Source organism: Nocardioides sp. (assembly GCF_050246775.1).
In the GTDB taxonomy this organism is placed as follows: domain Bacteria; phylum Actinomycetota; class Actinomycetes; order Propionibacteriales; family Nocardioidaceae; genus Nocardioides.
This window is the reverse complement of the sequence record NZ_JBFWVK010000003.1, coordinates 61475-83736: the sequence shown is the minus strand read 5'-3', so window position 1 is coordinate 83736 and position 22262 is coordinate 61475. Positions and strand designations below refer to the sequence as shown.

Annotated in this window: 24 protein-coding genes; 22 read left to right on the top strand and 2 right to left on the bottom strand. The window is 69.9% G+C overall.

All coding sequences use genetic code 11. The features are described from left to right. Positions 1-10: 10 nt before the first annotated feature. The 15 genes from AB7I40_RS15395 to AB7I40_RS15325 all read left to right on the top strand — a co-directional run bounded on the left by AB7I40_RS15395 (position 11) and on the right by AB7I40_RS15325 (position 12929). Complete coding sequence (locus AB7I40_RS15395) at positions 11-517, top strand: hypothetical protein (RefSeq protein ID WP_428345811.1); 507 nt, start codon at positions 11-13, stop codon at positions 515-517. Continuing rightward, a complete protein-coding gene (locus AB7I40_RS15390; RefSeq protein WP_428345812.1) occupies positions 514-927 on the top strand; it encodes a DUF6167 family protein in 414 nt (137 codons plus the stop codon). The genes AB7I40_RS15395 and AB7I40_RS15390 overlap by 4 nt, the downstream gene beginning before the upstream one ends. Continuing rightward, entirely contained in the window at positions 927-3605 is a 2679-nt protein-coding gene (gene alaS / locus AB7I40_RS15385) for an alanine--tRNA ligase (protein WP_428345813.1), read from the top strand. Before AB7I40_RS15390 ends, alaS begins: the two co-directional genes overlap by 1 nt. Continuing rightward, a complete protein-coding gene (ruvX, locus tag AB7I40_RS15380; protein WP_428345814.1) occupies positions 3602-4063 on the top strand; it encodes a Holliday junction resolvase RuvX in 462 nt (153 codons plus the stop codon). The genes alaS and ruvX overlap by 4 nt, the downstream gene beginning before the upstream one ends. Beyond that, positions 4056-5216, top strand: a complete 1161-nt coding sequence (gene mltG / locus AB7I40_RS15375) for an endolytic transglycosylase MltG (RefSeq protein WP_428345815.1) — start codon at positions 4056-4058, stop codon at positions 5214-5216. The genes ruvX and mltG overlap by 8 nt, the downstream gene beginning before the upstream one ends. Then, on the top strand, positions 5216-6025 hold the full coding sequence (locus tag AB7I40_RS15370; protein ID WP_428345816.1) for a shikimate dehydrogenase: 810 nt from the start codon (positions 5216-5218) through the stop codon (positions 6023-6025). Before mltG ends, AB7I40_RS15370 begins: the two co-directional genes overlap by 1 nt. A 10-nt stretch (positions 6026-6035) precedes the next feature. Further along, positions 6036-6821, top strand: coding sequence for a prepilin peptidase (locus tag AB7I40_RS15365; RefSeq protein ID WP_428345817.1), 786 nt, complete (start codon positions 6036-6038; stop codon positions 6819-6821). Between the two features lie 34 nt (positions 6822-6855). Then, the gene (gene aroC / locus AB7I40_RS15360; RefSeq protein WP_428345818.1) at positions 6856-8034 is read left to right on the top strand and encodes a chorismate synthase; all 1179 of its coding nucleotides are present in this window, start codon (positions 6856-6858) and stop codon (positions 8032-8034) included. Beyond that, a complete protein-coding gene (locus AB7I40_RS15355) occupies positions 8031-8537 on the top strand; it encodes a shikimate kinase (protein ID WP_428345819.1) in 507 nt (168 codons plus the stop codon). The genes aroC and AB7I40_RS15355 overlap by 4 nt, the downstream gene beginning before the upstream one ends. Continuing rightward, positions 8534-9643, top strand: a complete 1110-nt coding sequence (gene aroB, locus AB7I40_RS15350; RefSeq protein ID WP_428345820.1) for a 3-dehydroquinate synthase — start codon at positions 8534-8536, stop codon at positions 9641-9643. Before AB7I40_RS15355 ends, aroB begins: the two co-directional genes overlap by 4 nt. After that, positions 9640-10083, top strand: coding sequence for a type II 3-dehydroquinate dehydratase (locus AB7I40_RS15345; RefSeq protein WP_428345821.1), 444 nt, complete (start codon positions 9640-9642; stop codon positions 10081-10083). The genes aroB and AB7I40_RS15345 overlap by 4 nt, the downstream gene beginning before the upstream one ends. Positions 10084-10169: 86 nt before the next feature. After that, positions 10170-10949, top strand: coding sequence for an SIMPL domain-containing protein (locus AB7I40_RS15340; protein ID WP_428345822.1), 780 nt, complete (start codon positions 10170-10172; stop codon positions 10947-10949). A gap of 134 nt (positions 10950-11083) precedes the next feature. Beyond that, complete coding sequence (gene efp / locus AB7I40_RS15335) at positions 11084-11647, top strand: elongation factor P (RefSeq protein WP_428345823.1); 564 nt, start codon at positions 11084-11086, stop codon at positions 11645-11647. Beyond that, positions 11647-12057 (top strand): transcription antitermination factor NusB, encoded by a 411-nt coding sequence (gene nusB / locus AB7I40_RS15330; RefSeq protein WP_428345824.1) that lies wholly within the window; start codon positions 11647-11649, stop codon positions 12055-12057. The genes efp and nusB overlap by 1 nt, the downstream gene beginning before the upstream one ends. Positions 12058-12104: 47 nt before the next feature. Continuing rightward, positions 12105-12929, top strand: coding sequence for a DUF1206 domain-containing protein (locus tag AB7I40_RS15325; protein WP_428345825.1), 825 nt, complete (start codon positions 12105-12107; stop codon positions 12927-12929). A gap of 7 nt (positions 12930-12936) precedes the next feature. Here the strand turns inward: AB7I40_RS15325 and AB7I40_RS15320 are convergent, their stop codons facing one another. Next, positions 12937-13302 (bottom strand): VOC family protein, encoded by a 366-nt coding sequence (locus AB7I40_RS15320; protein WP_428345826.1) that lies wholly within the window; start codon positions 13300-13302, stop codon positions 12937-12939. A gap of 122 nt (positions 13303-13424) precedes the next feature. Here AB7I40_RS15320 and AB7I40_RS15315 point away from each other — a divergent pair, with 122 nt between their 5' ends. From AB7I40_RS15315 to AB7I40_RS15285, 7 genes are all read left to right on the top strand, one after another. After that, the gene (locus AB7I40_RS15315; protein ID WP_428345827.1) at positions 13425-14777 is read left to right on the top strand and encodes a dihydrolipoyl dehydrogenase family protein; all 1353 of its coding nucleotides are present in this window, start codon (positions 13425-13427) and stop codon (positions 14775-14777) included. Next, positions 14774-16132, top strand: a complete 1359-nt coding sequence (locus AB7I40_RS15310) for a dihydrolipoyl dehydrogenase family protein (protein WP_428345828.1) — start codon at positions 14774-14776, stop codon at positions 16130-16132. The genes AB7I40_RS15315 and AB7I40_RS15310 overlap by 4 nt, the downstream gene beginning before the upstream one ends. Before the next feature lie 98 nt (positions 16133-16230). After that, positions 16231-17616, top strand: a complete 1386-nt coding sequence (locus tag AB7I40_RS15305) for a hypothetical protein (protein WP_428345829.1) — start codon at positions 16231-16233, stop codon at positions 17614-17616. A 149-nt stretch (positions 17617-17765) separates the two neighbouring features. After that, entirely contained in the window at positions 17766-18179 is a 414-nt protein-coding gene (locus AB7I40_RS15300; protein ID WP_428345830.1) for a hypothetical protein, read from the top strand. Between the two features lie 109 nt (positions 18180-18288). Continuing rightward, entirely contained in the window at positions 18289-18885 is a 597-nt protein-coding gene (gene pyrR, locus AB7I40_RS15295) for a bifunctional pyr operon transcriptional regulator/uracil phosphoribosyltransferase PyrR (RefSeq protein ID WP_428345831.1), read from the top strand. Next, the gene (locus AB7I40_RS15290; protein WP_428345832.1) at positions 18882-19835 is read left to right on the top strand and encodes an aspartate carbamoyltransferase catalytic subunit; all 954 of its coding nucleotides are present in this window, start codon (positions 18882-18884) and stop codon (positions 19833-19835) included. Before pyrR ends, AB7I40_RS15290 begins: the two co-directional genes overlap by 4 nt. Continuing rightward, a complete protein-coding gene (locus AB7I40_RS15285) occupies positions 19832-21118 on the top strand; it encodes a dihydroorotase (protein WP_428345833.1) in 1287 nt (428 codons plus the stop codon). Before AB7I40_RS15290 ends, AB7I40_RS15285 begins: the two co-directional genes overlap by 4 nt. Here the strand turns inward: AB7I40_RS15285 and AB7I40_RS15280 are convergent. Further along, positions 21111-22169: a M4 family metallopeptidase gene (locus tag AB7I40_RS15280; RefSeq protein WP_428345834.1), complete on the bottom strand. Its 1059-nt coding sequence runs from the start codon at positions 22167-22169 to the stop codon at positions 21111-21113. The two genes, AB7I40_RS15285 and AB7I40_RS15280, sit on opposite strands and share 8 nt — an antisense overlap. Positions 22170-22262 lie beyond the last annotated feature (93 nt).

The following is a 22262-nucleotide window of genomic DNA, read 5'->3' as shown; positions in this document are numbered from 1 at the left end:
GTCGGGCACTGTGAACGGGCCTGTGGTGGTGGAGATCCTGGGGGCTGCCCTCGTGGCAGTGCTGGGCCTTGCCGTCGTTGCGATCCTCGTGCAGCTGCGCCGCACGCGGGGCGAGTTGGAGCAGGCCCGTCTCGAGGCGCTCGAACTCCGCTCGCGTGTCGACCTCCTCGCCGCCCAGGTGAAGCCGCCTCCCGAGCCGACGAGCCAGGTCGATGCCCCGGAGTTCCTGATCACCGGCATCGGCCAGGTCGCCGACGAGCCCCCGGTGCCGACCCGCATCGAGGGCCGACTCTTCGCCGACATCGTGCTGCGCGAGACGGTGCTGCGCGCCGCGTCGCTCTCGCACGGCGTACGGCGGGCGCTGTCACCGGAGAGCCGCAACCGGATCCGGTTCGAGATGAAACGTGAGGTCAAGCGGTCGCGCAAGCAGCGTCGTGCCGACACCAAGGCCGCCCTGCGCGAGTGGGAGGCCCGCCAGCGCGCGGGACTCGACACCGCCGACGAGGACGCCGCATGAGTCGAGGCCTGTGGTTCGTGGCCGGGGCGGGCGCGGGCATCTATGCGATGGTGCGCGGACGCCGAGCCGCCGAAGCGCTCACCGTCGACGGCATGCGTGACCGGGTCCACGCCCTGTCCCTGGGTGCCCGGATGCTGCGCGACGAGGTGGCCCAGGGCAGCGCGGAGAAGGAAACCGAGTTGCGGGTGCGGTTCGGTCTGGTGCCTCATGGAACTCCCGAGCTGGAGGGGGGTCGGCATCGGGCTGTGGTCTCGACAAGCTCGACCACCGAGACAAGCTCGACCACCGAGACAGGCTCGACCACCGAGACGGGCTCGACCACCGAGACGGGCTCGACCACCGAGACAAGCTCGACCACCGAGACAAGCTCGACCACCGACATACACGACCAGGACAGAGGACAGCACTGATGGACACCGCCGAGATCCGCCGCCGCTTCGTTGCGCACTTCGAAGCCGCCGGCCACACGGCAGTCCCGTCGGCCTCCCTGTTGCTCGACGACCCCAACCTGCTTTTCGTCAACGCCGGCATGGTCCCGTTCAAGCCCTACTTCTTGGGGCAGGAGACACCGCCCTACAAGCGCGCCACCAGTGTGCAGAAGTGTGTGCGCACTCCCGACATCGAGGACGTCGGCAAGACCACCCGGCACGGCACGTTCTTCGAGATGTGCGGCAACTTCTCCTTCGGTGACTACTTCAAGGAAGGTGCCATCGAGCTGGCCTGGGACCTGGTCACCAAGCCCGTGGCCGATGGTGGGTGGGGCTTCCCCGAGGACCGGCTCTATCCCAGCGTCTACCAGGACGACCCGGAGGCCGTCGCCCTCTGGAAGAAGATCTCCGGACTGCCCGACGATCGCATCGTGCGGCTGGGCAAGTCCGAGAACTACTGGTCGATGGGCGTGCCGGGACCCGGTGGCCCCTGTTCGGAGATCCTCATCGACCGTGGGTCGGACTACGGCGCCGACGGTGACTTCGGGGCGGAGGACCGCTACCTGGAGTTCTGGAACCTGGTCTTCATGCAGGACGAGCTCAGCGCGGTCCGCAGCAAGGAGGACTTCGACATCATCGGCTCGCTGCCGAAGAAGAACATCGACACCGGGATGGGGCTGGAGCGGGTCGCGTTCCTGCTGCAGGACAAGCCCAACATGTACGAGATCGATGTCATGTTCCCGGTGATCGAACGAGCCGAAGCGCTGACCGGGCGCCGCTACGGTGCCGACCACGACGATGACGTCCGCTTCCGGGTGATCGCCGACCACGTCCGGTCGGCCATGATGCTGATCGGCGACGGGGTCACCCCGGGCAACGAGGGCCGCGGCTACGTCCTGCGTCGACTCCTGCGTCGTGCGGTGCGCTCGGTGCGGCTGCTGGGCTACGAGGACCGCGCCCTGCCCGAGCTGTTCCCGGTCAGTCGCGACAAGATGGGTGAGACCTACTCCGCGCTGCACCGCGACTGGGAGCGGATCTCGTCGGTGGCCTACGCCGAGGAGGACGCGTTCCGTCAGACCCTGCGCGCCGGCACCCAGATCTTCGATCTCGCCACCACCCGGCTGAAGAGCTCGGGCGGCGACCGGCTGGCCGGAGCCGAGGCCTTCGCGCTGCACGACACCTACGGCTTCCCGATCGACCTCACGCTGGAGATGGCCTCCGAGCAGGGACTGACGGTCGACGAGGACGAGTTCCGACGGCTCATGACCGAGCAGCGCAACCGCGCCAAGGCTGATGCCAAGGCCAAGAAGGGCACCCATGTCGATGCCCACGCCTACCGCGAGGTGGCGGACTCGCTGGGACGCGCGGTGGAGTTCACCGGCTACACCGACGTGGTCTCCGAAGGGGCCGTGCGTGGTCTGGTGGCCGACGGTGAGGTGGTGTCCTCCGCGACCGAGGGCGACGAGCTCGAGGTCGTGCTCGACCGGACGCCGTTCTACGCCGAGGGCGGTGGCCAGCTGGCCGACCAGGGGCTGATCGAGCTCGAGAACGGTGCTCGCCTCGAGGTGCGCGACGTGCAGTCGCCCATCAACGGGCTCATCGTCCACCGGGTCCGGGTGCTGTCCGGCGAGGTCGCGTTGGGTGACAGCGCCCAGGGACTCGTCGACACCGAACGACGGCTGTCCATCTCGCGCGCCCACACAGCCACCCACATGGTGCACAAGGCGTTCCGTGAAGCCCTGGGCGAGACGGCCACCCAGGCCGGTTCCGAGAACGCCCCCGGGCGGTTCCGCTTCGACTTCTCCGCGACCGGCGCGGTCCCCCATTCGGTGATGGGTGAGGTCGAGGCGCGGGTCAACGATCTGGTCATCGCCGACCTCGCCGTCCAGGCGGAGGTGATGACGCAGGCCGAGGCCGTGAAGTCGGGGGCGATGGCGCTCTTCGGTGAGAAGTACGGCGACCAGGTCCGCGTCGTCTCGGTCGGTGACTGGGCCCGCGAGCTGTGTGGCGGCACCCATGCCGGCCGGTCCGGCCAGCTCGGCGTGGTCAAGCTGATGGGGGAGTCCTCCATCGGCTCCGGCGTACGCCGGGTGGAGGCGCTCGTCGGTGGCGATGCCTACCGGTTCCTGGCCCGCGAGCATGTGCTCGTCAACCAGCTCTCCGAGGTCTTGAAGGTGCGCCCCGAGCAGCTGCCCGAGCGCGTCAGCGACATCGTGGGACGGCTGCGCGCCGCGGAGAAGGAGATCGAGCAGTTCCGGGTCAAGCAGCTGCTGGGCGCCGGTGCCCAGCTGGCCGAGCAGGCCACCCTGGTCGGACCGGTCCGCGTCGTGGCCCACCGTGCCGACGGCGCCAGTGCCGGTGATGCTCGCCAGCTGGCCCTCGACGTCCGCGGCCGGCTGCCCGCGGGAGATCCCGGTGTGGTGGTGGTGATGGGGGTCGTGGACGACAAGGTGTCCGTCGTGGCCGCCGTCAACGACACCGCCCGCGAACGCGGGGTCTCGGCCAACGCGCTCGTGCGCGCCGTCGGCCCCCTGATCGGGGGCAAGGGCGGTGGCAAGGACGACGTCGCCCAGGGGGGTGGAGCCGATGCCAGTCGCCTGGACGAGGCTCTCGCCCTGGTGCGGACCGAGGTCGCCCGCCTCTCGGATCAGCCCGCGTGAGGCACGGTACCCGTCTCGGCATCGACCCGGGCGACGCCCGCATCGGGGTGGCCCGCAGTGACCCGTCCGGCTATCTGGCCACGCCGGTCGAGACGGTCCCTCGGGCCTCCGGCGACCTCGCCCGGTTGGCGGCGATCGTCCTGGAGGAGGGGGCCGTCGAGGTGGTCGTGGGACTCCCCAGATCGCTGTCCGGCCGGGAGGGTCCGGCCGCGGTGAAGGCCCGGGAGTTCGCGCTGACCTTGGCGCGCCGAATTGCTCCCGTGCCGGTGAGGCTGTGTGATGAACGCCTGACCACGGTGTCAGCGGAGTCGATGTTGCGTGAGCGGGGACGCAAGGGGACCAAGCGACGGGCCGTGGTGGACCAGGTAGCAGCAGTGGTGATCCTCCAGCATGCGCTGGACACCGAACGGAGCTCCGGGCGCGTGCCCGGAGAGATCGTCGAGGTTGACAATGAGTGAGCTGGGTCTGGGCGTTGACGACGAACAGTCCTCGGGGAACCCGCGGCCGAAGGATCGCCGAGGTCACCGCAAGGGACGGGGGCTCTCCGGATGCCTCGCCGTCCTGGTTGCGCTGGCCCTGCTTGCCGGCGTCGCCTACTTCGCCATCTCGAAGGGGGTCGAGGCCATCTCCGACCGGTTCGGCGGCCCCGAGGACTACCCAGGCCCAGGCACCGGGCAGGTGCTGGTCGAGGTCCAGGAGGGCGACACCGGTGCTGACATCGGCAACACCCTCAAGGCCAAGGGTGTGGTCAAGAGCGTCACCGCCTTCACCGATGCCTTCGCCGCCAACCCCGACTCCACCGGCATCCAGGTCGGCTACTACCAGCTCCGCAAGGAGATGAAGGCCAGTGACGCCGTCGAGCTGATGGTCGACCCGGCGAACCTCATCGAGAACAGCGTCACCATCCCCGAGGGCCTGCGCCTCGTCGACATCGTGGCGACCCTGGCCAAGAAGACCGACTTCACCAAGAAGCAGTTCAACAAAGTCCTCGACTCCCCAGGCAAGCTCGGGTTGCCGGCCTACGCCGAGGGCAACGCCGAGGGGTACCTCTTCCCGGCGACCTATGCCTTCGCGCCGACCGCGACGCCGACATCGATGCTCAAGGCGATGGTCGACCGCTGGCGACAGGCCGCCGAGGCCGCCGACCTCGAGGCATCGGCCGAGGCCCTGGGCCGCACGCCCGCCGAGCTGATGACGATCGCGAGCCTCATCGAGGCCGAGGGCCGCGGCGACGACATGCCGAAGATCTCCCGGGTCATCTACAACCGCCTCGACAACCCCGACAACGGCATCACCAACGGGAAGCTGCAGATCGACGCGACCGTCAGCTACGCCCTGGGCAAGCAGCTCGGCGTCGCACTGACCGAGGAGGAGCTCGACGTCGACTCGCCGTACAACACCCGCAAATACCCCGGGCTGCCGCCGGGACCCATCGAGTCGCCAGGCGACGACGCCATCGATGCCGCTGCCCATCCGGCCGACGGCGACTGGCTGTTCTACGTCACGGTCAACCTCAAGACCGGCAAGACGAAGTTCGCCTCGACGCTCGAGGAGTTCAACACCTACAAGGCGGAGTACCTGCAGTACTGCGAGACCTCCGACGCCTGCTGATGACCACCCGTTGCGCGGTCCTGGGTGACCCGATCGCCCACTCGCTGTCTCCGGTCCTGCATCGAGCGGCGTACGCCGAGCTCGGTCTGGACTGGACCTACGAGGCGATCCGGGTGGCCTCAGGTGGCCTGGGCGATTTCCTGGACGGCCTGGACGACTCCTGGCGCGGCCTGTCGCTCACGATGCCCCTGAAGCGCGAGCTGGTGCCGTTGGCCGACGAGCTCACCGCGACCGCGCGGTTGGCCGCTGCGGCCAACACCCTGGTCCTCGACGACGGCCGCCGCGTCGCGCACAACACCGACGTCCCGGGGGCCTCAGCCGCGATCCGCGAACACCATGCCGGCCCGCTGGGCCGGGCCACCATCCTGGGAGGCGGTGCGACGGCGACGTCGGTCGGGCTCGCGCTCGCCGATCTCGGCTGCACCGAGATCACCGTGATGGCGCGCAGCGCCGAGCGAGCCGAGGAGACCCTGCGCCTGGTCGCCGGGCACCCGGCGGCCCCCCAGGTGAGGTACGTCGACCTGGCGGGGCCCGGCGACGCGACCGACCTCCTCGTCTCCACGATCCCGGCCGAGGCCCAGGACCAGGCCCTGGTGGAGCGCTGGAGGGACGCGCCGGTGGTCTTCGACGTCCTCTACCACCCCTGGCCGACGCCGCTGGCGGCCGCGGCGCAGGCGTCGGGTCGCACCTTGGTCAGCGGGCTCGACCTGCTCGTCCACCAGGCCGCGCTGCAGGTCGCCCTGTTCACCGGGCACGCCGTACCGGTCGAGGTTCTGCGAACGGCTGGCAACGCCGCCCTGGCTGGATAGGGTTCGGCTCATGCAGGTGGACGCTGCGCTGGTGTGTGCGCTGATCGGGGTCGTGGGCGGCTGGTTCGTGCCCGCCCTGATCCGCTGGGTGCCCGAGCCGGAACCGGTGCTCGAGCCAGTGCCCGACCCCGGGTCCGACCAGGTGTCCGACCCGAGCGCGGTGGAGGCTGCGGAGGTCGCCGCGGCGAGCGATCCGATCCCGCCCAAGGAGCTCTACGCCGACATGGCGGCCCTGCCCGGCCTCGCCTGGAAGTGTGCGCTCGCCGCCGGCGTGATCGCGGGGATCATCGGCCTGGTCCTGGGCTGGGTGTGGCCGGTGACCTACCTGGTCTTCCTGGCACCGGTCGGCGTCGCTCTGGCCGTGGTCGACTTCCGGACCTGGCTGCTGCCCACGAAGATCATCTGGCCCGCCTACGCCGTCGTCCTCCTGCTCGCCGCGGTCGGCAGTGTCGTCACCGACGGCTTCGACGACCTGGTGCGGGGGCTGATCGGCCAGGCCATCGCCCTCGTGGTCTTCTTCCTGCTCTGGTTCCTGCCCGGTGGTGGCATGGGGTTCGGTGACGTCCGGCTCTCCAACATCCTCGGGCTGGCCCTGGGATACCTGGGCTGGGGCGAGTGGACGTTCGGTCTGTGGATCGGGTTCCTGATGGGCGCTCTGGCGTGGGTGCCGTTGCGGCTGCTCAGGCTCACCACCTCGAGGCACTTCCCGTTCGGCCCGTTCATGCTGCTGGGCGCCTTGGTCGGCGTGATCTGGGGCGACGACGTGCTCTCGCATCTCGTCGACACCCAGCCCTGACCGGGGGCGCGAGCGCGCGTGAAAGACTGAGGCCATGCTTCGCTGGCTCACCGCGGGTGAATCCCACGGCCCCTCACTCGTCGCGATCCTCGAAGGCCTCCCGGCCCATGTCGAGGTGACCACCGCCGACATCCAGGAATCCCTGGCCCGGCGCCGCCTCGGTCACGGTCGCGGTGCCCGCATGAAGTTCGAGCAGGACCAGGTCACGTTGACCGGTGGGGTCCGACACGGCGAGACGATGGGTGGCCCGGTCGCCATCGAGGTCGGCAACACCGAGTGGCCCAAGTGGGAGAAGGTGATGTCGGCCGACCCCGTCGACCAGGCCGAGCTCGACGCCCTCGCCCGCAACGCCGCGCTGACCCGGCCGCGCCCGGGTCACGCCGACCTCGTGGGCATGCAGAAGTACGACTTCGACGAGGCACGACCGATCCTGGAGCGTGCCTCGGCCCGGGAGACCGCGGCGCGCGTCGCCCTGGGCCGAGTGGCCAGCAATTTCCTCGCGCAGGCGACGGGTGCTCGCATCGTGTCCCACGTGGTCGAGCTCGGCGGCGTACCAGCCCCCTACGGCTCCGTGCCCGGCCCCGACGACGTGGCCCGGCTCGACGAGGACCCGGTGCGCTGCCTGGACCCGGATGCGTCGAAGCAGATGGTCGCCGCGATCGACCAGGCCCACAAGGACGGTGACACCCTCGGCGGCGTCGTCGAGGTCGTGGTGCACGGACTGCCGCCGGGCCTGGGCTCGCACGTGCACTGGGACCGTCGACTCGACGCCAAGCTGGCCGGCGCCCTGATGGGCATCCAGGCCATCAAGGGCGTCGAGGTGGGCGACGGCTTCGGCCTGGCCGCCGTGCCCGGCTCCCAGGCCCACGACGAGATCGTGCAGACCGAGGGTGGCATCCGGCGCACGAGCGGCCGCTCCGGCGGCACCGAGGGCGGCATGTCCACCGGCGAGGTGCTCCGGGTCAGGGCCGCGATGAAGCCGATCGCCACCATTCCGCGCGCGCTTCGCACCATCGACGTGGCCACCGGCGAGGAAGCCGTGGCCCACCACCAGCGCTCGGACGTCTGCGCGGTGCCGGCGGCCGGCATCGTGGCCGAGGCGATGGTGGCCCTGGTGCTGGCCGACGCGGTGCTGGAGAAGTTCGGCGGCGACTCGGTCGCGGAGACCAAGCGCAACGTGCAGAGCTACCTCGACACCCTGAGGTTCTCGTGACCGGTCGCCCACGCGTGGTGCTCGTCGGTCCGATGGGTGCCGGCAAGACCACGGTGGGCCGCCTGCTCGCCGAGGGCTGGGGAGTCGGGCTGCGCGACACCGACCAGGACGTCGAGTCAGCTGCCGGCCGCGCGATCTCCGACATCTTCGTCGACGATGGCGAGGAGCACTTCAGGGGTCTCGAACGCGATGCGGTCGCCACCGCCCTGGCCACTCACGACGGCGTCCTGGCCCTCGGTGGTGGTGCCGTGCTCGATCCCGGGACCCGCGAACTGCTGTCCGGACACACCGTGGTGTTCCTCCGGGTCGGACTCGGTGACGCCGTCAAGCGGGTCGGGCTGGGCAGCTCCCGGCCGCTGCTCTTCGGCAACGTCCGGGCCCGCATCAAGGGCCTGCTCGACGAACGGACGCCGATCTACGAGTCCGTCGCGGTGCACAGCATCGACACCGACGGCCGCAGCCCCGAGGACGTCGCCGACGAGATCCGGAAGGTGCTGGCATGAGTGACATCCAGGACACGGTGCTGCACGTGGGCGGTGCGGCGCCGTACGACGTCGTGATCGGCCGGGACCTGGCCGACCGGCTCCCGGGGATCCTGGGGGAGTCGGTGCAACGGGTCGCGCTGATCCATTCCGAACGCCTCGACGAGCTGGTGGCACCACTGCTGACCCGGCTCAACGACTCCTTCGACGTGCTCGCGCTCGGCGTACCCGATGGTGAACGTGCCAAGTCCGCCGAGGTCGCCTACCAGTGTTGGGAGGCGCTGGGCGAGGCTGGTTTCACCCGGTCCGACGCGATCGTCACCTTCGGTGGCGGGGCCACGACCGACATGGGGGGCTTCGTGGCGGCCACCTGGCTGCGCGGCGTCCGGGTCATCCATGTGCCCACGACGCTGCTTGCCATGGTCGACGCGTCGGTCGGGGGCAAGACCGGGATCAACACCGCTGCCGGCAAGAACCTCGTCGGCTCCTTCCATGAGCCGGCCGGGGTGCTGTGTGACCTCGACCTGCTCCGCACCCTGCCCGGACCCGAACTGGTGGCCGGGATGGGCGAGGTCGTCAAGTGTGGCTTCATCGCCGACCCTGAGATCCTCCGGCTGGTCGAGGCCGACCCTTCGGCGGCCCTCGACGTCGACGGACCGGTGCTCCGCGAGCTGGTCGAGCGCTCCGTCAGGGTCAAGATCGACGTCGTGGTGGCGGACCTCAAGGAGACCGGGGGCGTCGATGGGCACCCGGGCCGGGAGATCCTCAACTACGGCCACACGATGGCGCACGCCATCGAGCGAGCCACGTCCTACGGGATCCGGCATGGTGAGGCCGTCGCCATCGGCTGCTGCTTCGCAGCCGAGGTGGCCCGGACCTCGGGACTGCTGAGCGATGAGGTCGCCGACCGGCACCGTACGGCCTTCGCAGCCGTCGGCCTGCCGATCGGTTTCGACGGCGCCGAGTTCGACGAGCTCGAGACCACGATGAGGGTGGACAAGAAGTCGCGCGGCTCCCAGCTGCGGTTCGTGGTCCTGCACGACCTGGCCGACCCGCGGATCCTGGCCGGCCCCACCGACCGCGCCCTGCGCGCGGCCTATGCGGTCATGACGAAGGTGCCGCGATGAGCGCCCCACGGACCCGGGTCCTGATCCTCAACGGACCCAACCTGGGTCGGCTGGGGCGTCGGCAGCCCGAGATCTACGGGCACACCACCTACGCCGAGCTGGTCGAGAAGTGCCTCGCCTGGGGGACCGGGCTCGGGCTCGAGGTGGAGGTCCGCCAGACCAACCATGAGGGCGAGATGCTCGACTGGCTGAACACCGCGGCCGACGAGGCCACCCCGATCGTCCTCAACGCGGCTGCGTGGAGCCACTACTCCTACGCGATCTTCGATGCCTGCGCCCAACTGTCGGCGCCGCTGGTCGAGGTCCACATCTCCGATCCCGGTGAGCGTCCCGAGGTGTTCCGGCACACCTCGGTGGTCACCCCTCACGCAGCCGAGGTGGTCGTCGGGCACGGTGTGGACGGCTACCGGCTCGCACTCGAGTTCCTCGCCCGGGGCTGAACCGGCCCGGATCCGCGGAACCCGCACCTGCCCAGCCGCGTCCGACCCAGGACAGTGCATCGGCACAGGCTGGAGAGGACGGGGCCATGGACGGCAAAGTGACACTGAGTGTGCGGGGGATCCTGATCACGGGGCTGGTGCTGCTGGCCCTGCTGGCGGCCTACCTGGTGGGGGCGTCCGGCGGTGCGTCCTCCCCGGCGCAGGCCGCGGGCACGACCTCGACGAGCACCGATCGACGGACCATCTCGCTGACCGGCAAGGGGGAGGCCACCGCTGTTCCCGACCAGCTGTCGTTCTCGGTCGCGGTGGCGCTGACCCGACCGGACCTGGAGACCGCGCTCAACGACTCGAGTACTGCGATGAAGAAGGTCTTCGCCGCGCTGGAGGACAACTCCGTGGCCGCCAAGGACATCCAGACCTCGGGACTGAGCATGAACCCCGTCTACGACTACCCCCCGTACTCCTCGCCCGTCCTGGTCGGCTACCGGGTCTCGCAGCGCGCCACCGTGAGCATCGACGACCTCAAGGCTGGTGGGAGGGCCATCGGGGCCGCCGTGGCCGCAGGGGGCAACGGGGTCAAGGTGAGCAACATCCGGCTCCAGGTGAGCGACCCGGACGCCGTACTCAAGCAGGCGCGCGACGCCGCCGTCGCGCAGGCGAAGGCCAAGGCCGAGGAGTACGCCGCCGCGACCGGCCAGAGCCTCGGCGACGTGGTCAGCCTGCGTGAGGTCTCCGCGCCCGCGGCGCAGTCGCCGCTGTGGAACCAGCGTGCGACCTACGACCTGGAGGCGGCCAAGGCGGTGCCGATCCGGGCCGGGAGCGATGACCTCGCGGTCCGGGTCCAGGTCGTGTGGGAGTTCAGCTGATCCTTCCCGCGGACGTCATACGAACCGGTGGTGGTGGTGACCATTTCGTATGACGTCCGCGGGTGCGTCTAGACTTGGGCGCTGCTCACCCCCATCCCATCTCGACCAGTCAGATCGAAGAGGCACTCGCGCGCATGGCATCCACGAATGACCTGAAGAACGGCATGGTTCTCAACATCGACGGCCAGCTCTGGGCCGTTGTCGAGTTCCAGCACGTCAAGCCCGGCAAGGGCCCGGCGTTCGTGCGGACCAAGCTCAAGAACGTCGAGTCCAACAAGACCGTGGACCGCACGTTCAACGCCGGCACCAAGGTCGAGACAGCCAACGTCGACAAGCGCACGATGCAGTATCTGTACAACGACGGCAGCTCCTACGTCTTCATGGACATCAGCTCCTACGAGCAGCTCGAGATCAGCCCCGAGATCGTGGGCGAGGCGAGCAACTTCCTGCTGGAGAACCAGGAGGCCATCGTGGCCACGAACGACGGCCGGGTGCTGTACGTCGAGCTGCCCGCCTCCGTCGAGCTGCTGATCACCTACACCGAGCCGGGCCTCCAGGGCGACCGCTCCACGGGGGGCACGAAGCCCGCCACGCTCGAGACCGGTCACACCATCGCGGTGCCGCTGTTCATCACGACCGGCGAGAAGATCAAGGTCGACACCCGCGACTCGTCGTACCTGGGTCGCGTCACCTCCTGATGTCGGCTCGCAGCAAGGCCCGCAAGCGCGCTCTCGACCTGCTCTACGCCTCCGAGATGCGCAGCGAGAGCCCGACCGGGGCCCTCGACCGGGCCATTGTGGACGGTGAGGGGCCCACCAACGACTACACCGCCGAGCTCGTTCGTGGGGTCGTCGAGCACCAGTGGCGCATCGACAAGCTCCTGACCACCTACGCCCAGGGCTGGTCCCTGGACCGGATGCCGGCCGTGGACCGCAACGTCCTGCGGCTCGGCGTCTGGGAGTTGTTGTACGCCGACGACGTCCCCGACGCGGTGGCGGTCAGTGAGGCGATGCACCTGGTCCGGGACCTGTCGACCGACGATTCGCCCTCGTTCGTCAACGGTGTCCTGGGTGGCATCGTGCGCGACAAGGCAACTCTCATCGCCTGACCCGTTGGGGTGTGCCGCAGCCACAGACCGAGTGGTTGACTGACCCGATGAGCAATGTGGGCCAGCAGGCGGGCAACCTCGGGAAACAAGCCGACGACAGCGACTGGCTGGACCGTGCCGTCCGACTGGGCCTGGTGACCTACGGGATCGTGCACCTCATGATCGCCTGGCTGGCCCTCCAGCTGGCCCTGGGTGACCAGAGCGGTTCGGCCTCCAGCACCGGTGCGCTCAAGCAGCTCGCCCAGGAGTCCTACGGCGTCGTCCTGATCTGGATGATCGCCGTGGGCATGTTCCTGCTCGTCGTGTGGCGGCTCATCGAGACTTTCGCCGGTTTTCGTGAGGAGCAGGACGACGGCAAGCGACTGCGCAAGCGGCTGACCTCGCTGGGCAAGGCCGTCATCTACGGCACCCTGTGCCTCTCCGCAGTCAAGATCGCCGTCGGGGCCGGCTCGGGTGGCAGCAGCTCCGACACCGTGACCGCCAAGGTCATGGACTGGCCCGGGGGCCAGTTCATCGTGGGCGCCGTCGGTCTGGCCATCATCGGTTACGGCGCGAACCTCGTGCGCCGCGCCTGGAACGAGAAGTTCCGCGAGCACCTCAGCGCCGAGGGCACCAGCGGCGAGGTCGGCCGGGCCTACGTGATGTTCGGCAAGGCCGGCTACACCGCGAAGGGGGTGGCCTTCATGGTCGTCGGCGGGCTCTTCGGGTACGCCGCCATCACCCACGAGGCCAAGAAGTCAGGAGGCCTGGATCAGGCCCTGCACAAGGTGCTGCAGCAGCCGTTCGGACCGTTCCTGCTCGGCGCGATCGCGATCGGGATCGCCTGCTACGGCCTCTTCTGCTTCGCGCGTGCCCGGCACCTCTCGCGCTGACCTGCGCTCAGCCGAGCGCCACCTGCTGGAGCGCCCACGCGTTTCCCTCGGGGTCGGAGAAGTAGACGAAGCGCCCCCACGGCTGTTCGTCGACCTCGGAACAGGCCACGCCGTTGGCGAGGAGGTGCTCGCGCGCCGCATCAGCATCCGCGATCACCACCTGGATCCCCTTCTGGCTCCCGGCCGGCATGTCGGTCAGGCCGCCCACCAGGATCGAACACGCCGAACCGGGCGGCGTGAGCTGGACGAACCTGATCTCCTCGCTCACCGTGTGGTCGTGATCGAGGTGGAACCCCACCTGGTCCACGTAGAAGGCGATGGCCCGGTCGACATCCACGACGGGGACGCTCAGCAGCTCGATCTTCCAGTCCATGACGGCTCCTCTCCTCGCGCCCGGCTTCTCCGGGGCTGTCTCCACCACGCTAAAGGGTCAAGCGGTCAGGTCCTGGCCTCAATTCGACAGTCGGGTCTTGACCACTACGCAATGCTGAAACCATGAGCGAACACACCGAAGTCGATGTCGTGGTCCTCGGGCTTGGGCCGGGAGGCGAGGCGGTCGCCGGGCAGCTCGCCCAGGCCGGCCTGAAGGTCGTGGGAGTGGACCGCCGCCTGGTGGGCGGCGAGTGCCCCTACTTCGGCTGCGTGCCGTCGAAGATGATGATCCGTGCCGCGGACGCGCTGGCCGAGTCCCGCCGCGTCCCGGAGCTCAGCGGTGCCGTCGAGGTGCGTCCCGACTGGGGCATCGTGGCGGACCGGATCCGCGACGAGGCCACCGACGACTGGGACGACGCCGTAGCCGTCGAGCGCCTGGTGAAGGCCGGAGCCACGTTCGTCCGCGGGCACGGCCGGCTGACCGGCCCGGGCCGCGTCGAGGTGGACGGCACGACGTACGTCGCCTCGCGTGGCGTGGTGCTGAACACCGGCACCGAGCCGGGGGTGCCGCCGGTCGACGGGCTGGCAGACACGCCGTACTGGACCAACCGCGACATCATGCAGCTCCGCGAGCTGCCGGCCACCCTGGTGGTCATCGGTGGCGGAGCGATCGGGGCGGAACTCGCGCAGGTCATGGCCCGCTTCGGCGTCGCCGTGACCCTCATCGAGGTGGCGGAGCGGATCCTCGCTCCCGAGGAGCCCGAGGCGAGTGCTGTGGTCGCGGCGGCCTTCGCCCACGACGGCATCCAGGTCCTCACCGGGGCCACGATCTCATCGGTGTCCTACGCCGAGGGCACGTTCTCGGTCCACCTCGAGGACCAGGTCGTGTCGGCCGACAAGCTGCTGGTGGCGGCAGGGCGCCGGCCCAACCTGGGCGACGTGGGCCTGGAGACCGTCGGTCTCGACCCGTCGGCGCGCGCGATCGAGACCGACGAGCGGATGCGTGCAGGCGACAAGCTCTGGGCGATCGGCGACATCGTGGGCAAGGGTGCCTTCACCCACGTGTCGATGTACCAGTCCGAGGTCGCCGTGCGCGACATCCTGGGGCAGGACGGTCCGTGGGCCGACTACCGTGCCGTGTCGCGGGTGACGTTCACCGATCCCGAGGTCGGCTCCGTCGGCCTGAGCGAGAAGCAGGCGCGGGAGGCGGGGCTCCAGGTCACCACGGGCACCACCGCACTCGGCGACTCCACCCGAGGCTGGATCGCCAAGGCGGACGGCGTGATCAAACTGGTCGCCGACGCCGATCGGGGCATCCTGGTCGGCGCGACCGCGGTGGGCCCGAGCGGCGGGGAGATCATGTCGATGCTGGCCACCGCGGTGCACGCCGAGGTCCCGGTCTCGACCCTGAAGACCATGCACTTCGCCTACCCGACCTTCCACCGTGCCGTGCAGAGCGCCCTGGCGGACCTGTGACGACAGCCGTCGACGTCGTCGTCCTCGGTCTCGGACCCGGCGGCGAGACCGCCGCCGGGCTGCTCGGGAAGGCGGGGCTGCGCGTCGTCGCGATCGACGAGCACCTCGTCGGGGGCGAGTGCCCCTTCTACGGCTGCGTCCCGTCCAAGATGATGATCGCCGCGGCCCACACGCTCGGCGAGGCGCGCAGGATCCCCGGCCGCGCCGGCTCCGTCGAGGTGCGCCCGGACTGGAGCCCGGTGGCGGCACGCGTGCGCGACGAGGCCACCCACGACTGGGACGACGCCGAGTTCGTGGCGCGACTCGAGCGCAACGGAGCCCAGTTCGTGCGCGGCCGCGGCCGCCTGATCGCGCCGGGTCGCGTGGCGGTCCGCCTCGCTGACGGCACGGTCGAGGAGTACGACGCCAGCCGGGGTGTCGTGCTCAACACCGGCACGGCTCCTGCCGTGCCACCCATCGACGGTCTGGCTGACACGCCCTTCTGGACCAACCGCGACATCGTGAAGGTCACCGACCTGCCCTCGTCCCTGGGCGTGATCGGTGGCGGCCCGATCGGGGCCGAGTTCGCCCAGACGTTCGCCCGCTTCGGGGTCGAGGTCACCCTGATCGAGGTCGCCGAGCGGATTCTCGAGGGCGACGAGCCCGAGGCGTCCGCCGTCGTGGCGGCGTCCCTGGCCCGCGACGGCGTCCAGATCCTCACCGGTCACGAGATCGACCGGGTGGTGCACCACGACGGACGCTTCGAGGTGCGCGTCGGGTCGCGGGACCTCGCGGTCGAGAAATTGCTGGTCGCTGCCGGTCGCCGCAACAACCTCGCCGACATCGGGCTCGAGACGGTCGGCCTCGACCCCTCGGCGCCGACCGTGGACACCGACGAACGGATGCGAGCCGGGGAACGGCTGTGGGCCGTGGGCGACATCACCGGCAAGGGAGCGTTCACGCACGTGTCGAACTACCAGGCGCGGGTGGCGGTCCGCGACCTGCTGAAGGAGCCCGGGCCCTGGGCCGACTATCGCGCCGTGCCCAGGGTGACCTACACCGCGCCCGAGGTCGGGGCCGTGGGACTGACCGAGACCCAGGCGCGTGAGGCCGGGACCACCCTGTGGACCAGCACCGCCGACCTCGGCGGTCGCGGGTGGATCGCACAGGAGGACGGCGTCGTCAAGCTGGTGGCGGACGCCGAACGCGGAATCCTGATCGGCGCGACCGTCGTCGCACCGGCCGGCGGGGAGATGCTCTCGATGCTCGTGACCGCTGTCCACAGCCGTATCCCGCTCACCGACCTGACCACGATGATGTACGCCTATCCGACCTTCCACCGGGCCATCGAGACCGCCTTGCATCGCCTCGGATAGCGGCCCTCACCAGTCCGGATCGGGAAGGGTGGGTTGGTCACAGGGCAGTCCACCTGCAATAGGCTGCTCATGATCCGCCCTCTCGGAGGAGGCCCAGCATGACTCCACAACCGCCCCAGGAACCCACTTCCTCACCACTCGCAGCCCTCATCCCGGGCTTCGAGCCGGAACCGCCCGCAGCGCAGCCCCTGACCGACCAGCTCGACGATCCCCTCACCGATCCGTTGCCCGAGGCACGGCCCGCGAGCGGGGAGTCCGATGCTGACGCCGTGGCCGACGAGCAGGTCGAACCAGGCCCTGCGCAGCCAGCGCGTTCCGAGCCGGAGGCCACCCAGCCCGTGCGGCTGCCGAGGCCGGCCGAGCGCCCCAACGGCGTGCCGTTGCCACGTCAGCAGGCTGTCGGCGTACCCGCTGCCGCTGCGCCTGCCCCTGAGGCTGAGGTTGAGGCGCCGGCGCTGTCCGAGGTCGCCGTACCTCCCGCGATGCCGGCGGCCGCGATCGCCGCGGCGCAGAGTGCGCCGACCGAGGCGAAGCCCGAGGTACGGCGCTTCATGAGCGCCAGCGACTTCCTCGACCGTCGCGTCGCCTCGACCGAGGACGGGCCGGCGGCGTGGGGCTGGCAGGGCAGTGTGCGCCGGTGGAGCGGTGGCATCATCCGGCCGCGCCGGAGTCAGGCCGAGGTGGCCTACGAGCAGGACCGGGCAGCGATCCAGCAGGACTTCGACGGACCGCGCACCATCGCCTTCATCAACCCCAAGGGTGGGGCCGCCAAGACCACGGGTGTGCTGGCCGCCGGCTACACCTTCGGGACCGTGCGCGGCGGCGGAGTCGTCGCCTGGGACAACAACGAGACCCGGGGCACGCTAGGCATCCGCGGGATCCGTGGCAACCACCGCAACACGACCCGGGAGCTGCTGAGCGACCTCGAGCGTTTCAACGACGTCACCCAGTCACGGATCGGTGACCTCGGGGCATTCGTCCGCTCGCAGGGCGACGCCCACTTCGACGTCCTCGCCTCCGACGAGCGACCCGACGTGACGGGCACGATCCGCGCGCAGGACTTCGTGGAGGTGCACAAGCTTCTCGAGCGGTTCTACCGGATCATCCTGGTCGACACCGGCAACAACCTGCGCGCGGAGAACTGGCTGGCCGCGGCCGAAGCCGCCGACCTGCTCGTGGTCACCTCAACGGTCCGCGAGGACACCGGCTACAGCGGCCTGTGGATGCTCGATGCGCTGCAGGACGCCGGCTACCCGAACCTCAAGTACAAGACCGTCACGGTGCTGTCGGATCCCTCCGAGCACGTCGACCCCCAGCTCACCCGTGACCTGGTCGACGTCTACGGCCAGCGGACCCGCGCCGTCTACCGGGTGCCCTACGACCCGGTGCTGGTGCCCGGCTCCGTGGTGCCCTACAACCAGCTCTCCTCGGGCACACGCATGTCGTGGCTCAAGGCTTGTGCGGGGATGGCCGCAGCGCTGTAGGCCGGCTCCGGGATTCCCCGGTCGACCGGGGAGACATGCGGATGTCAGGGATTGCAACGGCTGACAACCGCGGGATTCCCCGGTCGACCGGGGATTCCTGGAGCAGGCGTCACGCCGCCCGGGGGCACGCGCAGGGTTAGGCTGCGCCCGTGAGCAGTACGACGCACGTAGGCACCATGAAGTGGGACCGCGGCCGGTGGCGGCGGTGGAGTGGGCGACGCTGGGCCAGTGCCACCTACTCGGTGCAGCCGGCGCGACTGCGCTCGGCGATCCCGTTCGACCAGCATCAGATGCTGCCGGCGGCAACGCGCGAGCGGATCCTCACCAAGGCCGTGGACGCGGAGGTGCTGGCGGGAGCGACCGTCGTACGCCGCACGAGCGAGGGCGTGATCCTCGGCTACGTGAAACCGGTCAACCATCTGGCCCACTTCCTGATGACGCTGATCACCGGGGGACTGTGGGGCATCGTCTGGCTGGTGGTGGTGGCCACGAAGAAGCAGGAACGGATCCGCCTGGATGTCGACCTCTGGGGAAATGTCTGGCCGGTCGCGGCCCCCAAGTGACCCACGGTGCACAGACCGACGAGGTAGCGGTCGACGCTGGTAGGGTCGCCTCGATCGACATCCTTTAACGAGCCGTCCAGTGAGGCGGAGAAGGAGGTCCGGCACGCTGATGCCTGCCCCGCATGCCACACCCGATGACCTGACCGACGGCCGGGTCGTTCTCGACGCCCGTGACATCTCCCGGGCCCTGACCCGCATCGCGCACGAGATCCTCGAGCGCAACAAGGGTGCCGACGACCTGCTGCTGCTCGGCATCCCCAGTCGGGGCGTGCCGCTCGCCCAGCGGATCGCCGAGCGGATCGCCTCCGTCGAGGGGTACGACGTCCCGGTCGGATCGCTCGACATCACCATGTACCGCGACGACCTGCGCCTGAAGCCCGCCCGGGCGCTGCTGCACACCGAGATCCCGCCCGGGGGGATCGATGGCAAGGTGGTGGTCCTGATCGACGACGTGCTCTTCTCCGGTCGCACCATCCGGGCGGCCCTGGACGCACTCAACGACCTGGGCCGACCCAAGGCGGTCCGGTTGGCCGTGCTGGTCGACCGCGGACACCGCGAGCTGCCGATCCGTGCCGACTTCGTCGGCAAGAACCTGCCGACGTCCCTGGTCGAGACGGTTCGGGTCACGCTGCAGGGCGTCGACGACGTCGACGCCGTCACCATCGAGGGGGCTGCCCTGGGCGCCGTCGAGGGAGCGTCCGAGTGAAGCGTCACCTGCTGAGCGCCGCGGACCTGAGCCGCGACGATGCGGAACTCGTGCTGAGCACCACGGCCGAGATGCTCGCCCTGGCCGACCGGCCGATCAAGAAGCTCCCCGCCCTGCGCGGCCGCACGGTGGTCAACCTGTTCTTCGAGGACTCCACCCGCACCCGCATCTCCTTCGAGGCGGCCGCCAAGCGGCTGTCGGCCGACGTGATCAACTTCGCGGCCAAGGGGTCGTCGGTGTCGAAGGGCGAGAGCCTCAAGGACACTGCCCTGACCCTGGAGGCCATGGGGGCCGACGCGGTGGTCGTGCGGCACTCGGCCAGTGGTGCTCCACACCGGCTCGCGCACTCGGGCTGGGTGCGCTCGAACGTGGTGAATGCCGGTGACGGCACGCACGAGCATCCCACGCAGGCGCTGCTCGACGCCTTCACCATGTGGAAGCATCTGGGCCCGCTCGACGGTCGCACCGTCGCGATCGTGGGCGACGTCCTGCACAGCCGGGTCGCACGCTCCAACGCCCTGCTCCTGCACACTCTCGGTGCCGAGGTCACGTTGGTCGCCCCGCCGACGCTGCTGCCGGTCGGGATCGACGGCTGGCCGGTGCAGACGTCGTACGACCTCGATGCGGTGCTGCCGAAGTCCGACGTGGTGATGATGCTGCGTGTCCAACGCGAACGCATGAACGCCTCCTTCTTCCCCACGGCCCGGGAGTACTCCCGCCGCTACGGTCTGGACGGTCGCCGGATGGGCCAGCTGCAGGACCACACGATCGTGATGCACCCCGGACCGATGGTCCGCGGCATGGAGATCTCCGCCGATGTCGCAGACTCCGACCGCTCGGTCATCGTCGAGCAGGTCACGAACGGCGTCGCCGTCCGGATGGCCGTGCTCTACCTGCTGCTCGGCGGCAGTGAACCCGCCGTCGGATCGACCAGTGAGGACACGCTGTGAGCTACCTGATCAAGAACGTCTCGATCCTCGGCGCAGCGCCGGGCGACCTGCTCATCGACGGCGGGGTGATCGCGGCGCTCGGCGCAGCCACCGAAGGTGTCGAGGGCGCCGAAGTCATCGATGCCACCGGGCTGATCGCGCTGCCCGGCCTCGTCGACCTGCACACCCATCTGCGTGAGCCCGGTCGCGAGGACGCCGAGACGGTCGAGTCCGGCACCCAGGCGGCGGCCATGGGCGGGTTCACCGCGGTGCACGCGATGGCCAACACCGATCCCGTGGCCGACACCGCCGGGGTCGTCGAGCAGGTGTGGCGCCTGGGCCGGGAGGCGGGCTACTGCGACGTCTACCCGGTGGGCGCGGTCACCGTCGGCCTCGCCGGCGAGCATCTCGCCGAGCTCGGCGCGATGGCGGACTCCGCGGCGCGGGTTCGGGTCTTCTCCGATGACGGCAAGTGCGTCAGCGACCCGGCCCTGATGCGCCGGGCGCTGGAATACGTGAAGGCCTTCGACGGTGTCATCGCCCAGCACGCGCAGGAGCCCCGGCTCACCCCGGACGCGCAGATGAACGAGGGAGAGCTCTCCGGTCGCCTTGGCCTGGCCGGCTGGCCCGCGGTGGCCGAGGAGGCGATCATCGCCCGGGACTGCCTGCTCACCGCTCACGTCGGCTCCCGGTTGCACGTGTGTCACGTCTCCACCGCCGGTTCGGTGGAGATCGTGCGCCAGGCCAAGGAGAAGGGCTGGAACGTCACCGCCGAGGCCTGTCCGCACCACCTCCTGCTCACCGACGAGCTTGCCGCGACCTACGACCCGATCTACAAGGTCAACCCACCGTTGCGCTCGGCCGCCGACGTCGAGGCGCTACGGGCCGGCCTGGCCGACGGCACCATCGACATCGTCGCCACCGACCACGCCCCGCACCCCCACGAGGACAAGGACTGCGAGTGGGCGGCCGCGGCCTTCGGCATGCTCGGGCTCGAGACCGCACTGTCGATCGTGCAGGAGACCATGGTCGACCCCGGGCTGCTCGACTGGGCGGGGGTCGCGGAGCGGATGTCCTATGCGCCCGCCCGGATCGGCCGGGTCGCCGATCACGGCCAGCCCCTCGAGGTCGGTTCGCCGGCGAACGTCGTGCTCTACGACCCGGCGGTACGTCGCGTGGTCGATGCCGCCGCCTCGGTCTCCCTGTCGCGCAACACGCCGTACGCGGGGCGGCAGCTGCCCGGGCAGGTGATGGCGACCTTCCTGCGTGGGGTTCCCACCGTCCTCGACGGCAAGCTCACCTGAGCGGTACGACGATCCCCACGCCGGCCCAGGCGTCGCTGCAGGATCCTGCGACCTCGGTGTCGTAGAGGTCCTGGGCGTGGGAGACCGTCAGTTCGGCGAACTCCTGGAAGCTCGCGCTGGAGCTGAGGGCAGGGTCGGTCGCGGTGGCGTACCAGACCTGTCCGGCCTGCTCCCAGGCGTTCCCTCCGAGGGCCACTGCGAACAGGTAGAACGCGTGGTTCGGGATGCCGGAGTTGATGTGCACCCCGCCGTTGTCATCGGGGGTCGGGTCGTAGTCGTCCATGTGCGCCGGCTGCGGGTCCCTGCCCAGCGTCGGGTCGTCGTACGCCGTGCCCGGGGCCTTCATGGAGCGCAGGGCGACGCCGTTGATGGTGGGCCCCAGGATCCCCGCACCGATCAGCCAGTCGGCCGCAGTGGCGCTCTGGGCGGCCCCCCGCTGCTTGACCAGCGACCCGAACACGTCCGAGAGCGACTCGTTGAGCGCACCGGGCTGGTCGTGGTACTCCAGCCCCGAGCTGCGCTCGGTGACCGCGTGGGTCAGCTCGTGCCCCATGACGTCGACGGCGGTCGTGAAGCTCACGAACAGGGTGCCGTCACCGTCGCCGAAGGCCATCTGGGTGCCGTTCCAGAAGGCGTTGTTGTAGCGCCTGCGGTGGTGCACGGTGCCGACCAGGCTGGCCCCGGCGTTGTCGAAGGAATTGCGCCCGAAGACGTCGAAGTAGAGATCCCAGGTGGCGCCGAAACCGTCGTACACGCGGTCGACGTCGCCGTCCCCGGTGGGAGCTGCGCCTTCACCGCGGACCCGCCTCCCGGGCAGCGTGGCTCCGTTGCCGCCGTCATGGATGGAGCGGTCCTTGCGCGGTGGTCCGACCGCGGGCTGGACCGGCTGGTCACGGATCACCGCAGCCTGGGCGGCGCGCTCCTCACGGGCCACGACGTCGGCGGCGAGGGTGGCGCTCGCCCATTCCTGCTGGGCGACTGTTCCGTTGCGCTCGATGGACTCGAGCATGTGCGGCGGGACGATGCAGTGGAGGCTGTTCGGTGTGCTCATGCACGTCAAGAGGCACCGCGCACAGGCGTGATACGAGTCGGGAGCGGCCCGGCTCGGCTGATAGGGTCAGAACCGCTCGACATCCTTTAACGA

Excerpts from the sequence above, each read along its gene's own strand:
- AB7I40_RS15390 (WP_428345812.1), top strand. The coding sequence starts at position 514 with ATGAGTCGAGGCCTGTGGTTCGTGGCCGGGGCGGGCGCGGGCATCTAT.
- alaS (WP_428345813.1), top strand. The coding sequence starts at position 927 with ATGGACACCGCCGAGATCCGCCGCCGCTTCGTTGCGCACTTCGAAGCC.
- mltG (WP_428345815.1), top strand. The coding sequence starts at position 4,056 with ATGAGTGAGCTGGGTCTGGGCGTTGACGACGAACAGTCCTCGGGGAAC.
- AB7I40_RS15370 (WP_428345816.1), top strand. The coding sequence starts at position 5,216 with ATGACCACCCGTTGCGCGGTCCTGGGTGACCCGATCGCCCACTCGCTG.
- AB7I40_RS15365 (WP_428345817.1), top strand. The coding sequence starts at position 6,036 with ATGCAGGTGGACGCTGCGCTGGTGTGTGCGCTGATCGGGGTCGTGGGC.
- aroC (WP_428345818.1), top strand. The coding sequence starts at position 6,856 with ATGCTTCGCTGGCTCACCGCGGGTGAATCCCACGGCCCCTCACTCGTC.
- aroB (WP_428345820.1), top strand. The coding sequence starts at position 8,534 with ATGAGTGACATCCAGGACACGGTGCTGCACGTGGGCGGTGCGGCGCCG.
- AB7I40_RS15345 (WP_428345821.1), top strand. The coding sequence starts at position 9,640 with ATGAGCGCCCCACGGACCCGGGTCCTGATCCTCAACGGACCCAACCTG.
- AB7I40_RS15340 (WP_428345822.1), top strand. The coding sequence starts at position 10,170 with ATGGACGGCAAAGTGACACTGAGTGTGCGGGGGATCCTGATCACGGGG.
- efp (WP_428345823.1), top strand. The coding sequence starts at position 11,084 with ATGGCATCCACGAATGACCTGAAGAACGGCATGGTTCTCAACATCGAC.
- nusB (WP_428345824.1), top strand. The coding sequence starts at position 11,647 with ATGTCGGCTCGCAGCAAGGCCCGCAAGCGCGCTCTCGACCTGCTCTAC.
- AB7I40_RS15325 (WP_428345825.1), top strand. The coding sequence starts at position 12,105 with ATGAGCAATGTGGGCCAGCAGGCGGGCAACCTCGGGAAACAAGCCGAC.
- AB7I40_RS15320 (WP_428345826.1), bottom strand. The coding sequence starts at position 13,302 with ATGGACTGGAAGATCGAGCTGCTGAGCGTCCCCGTCGTGGATGTCGAC.
- AB7I40_RS15315 (WP_428345827.1), top strand. The coding sequence starts at position 13,425 with ATGAGCGAACACACCGAAGTCGATGTCGTGGTCCTCGGGCTTGGGCCG.
- AB7I40_RS15305 (WP_428345829.1), top strand. The coding sequence starts at position 16,231 with ATGACTCCACAACCGCCCCAGGAACCCACTTCCTCACCACTCGCAGCC.
- pyrR (WP_428345831.1), top strand. The coding sequence starts at position 18,289 with ATGCCTGCCCCGCATGCCACACCCGATGACCTGACCGACGGCCGGGTC.
- AB7I40_RS15280 (WP_428345834.1), bottom strand. The coding sequence starts at position 22,169 with ATGAGCACACCGAACAGCCTCCACTGCATCGTCCCGCCGCACATGCTC.